We start from the raw sequence: 661 nt of genomic DNA on the forward strand, positions 1-661 counted from the left end.
GACGGTGTTCGCGCAAGCCCGCTTTGGTTGGCCTTCTGTGCCAGACGTCGGCGCTGCGCCCATTGCGAGACGACGCCGCTTTGTCCAACAAAACCCTTTGTCCGCATCTCTCGCCAGAGGGCCAAGGCGTTCCGAGCTCCTTCTTCCCAGCGGCTGTTGAGCCAAGGCAGCCAGCTATCCAGGGAACTCGGGCGCGTCCGGAACACGTCGAAGCGCTGGCCTCTCAAAACATCGCGGACAAGCTTCCGGCTATGACCGGTTTGCCGGACAATTTGGCGAATGGAGGTTCCCTTCTTTGACCGTTCCCCGATGGCCTCATTCGTCTCCTGTCGACGCAGATATCCTTCGTACTGTAACCGTTCCGCATAGGTCAAAAGCTTTGGATCGACGACATTGCTACCGACCGCCTGCCGGATCTGGCGCATAGACTTGCCAAAGGCATCCAGAAAAGCTCGGCTTGAGTTCTCCATAAGGTGCCAGCGATCGGCCACCTGATCGGCGTCAGGCAGAGCCTTAGCAATTGCTTCGCCATAGCCACCGCCGCGGTCGCGGGCCACCGTCGATATCGACGGATGCTCAGCAAGCCAAGCTTGAGAGGTATCCGGAGCTCGGTCCGGCAGCAGAGTGATCGGTCGCCTGCGCTTCAGGTCACAAACGATCG

General features: G+C 59.8%; 1 protein-coding gene. It reads right to left on the reverse strand.

Annotated features, from left to right (window positions below; translation table 11 throughout):
• On the reverse strand, positions 1 to 659 hold a 659-nt coding region (locus tag QQL24_RS31920; protein ID WP_348536515.1), incomplete at its 3' end, for a transposase.
• Positions 660 to 661 lie beyond the last annotated feature (2 nt).

This window comes from Labrys miyagiensis (assembly GCF_030160835.1).
Taxonomy (GTDB): domain Bacteria; phylum Pseudomonadota; class Alphaproteobacteria; order Rhizobiales; family Labraceae; genus Labrys; species Labrys miyagiensis.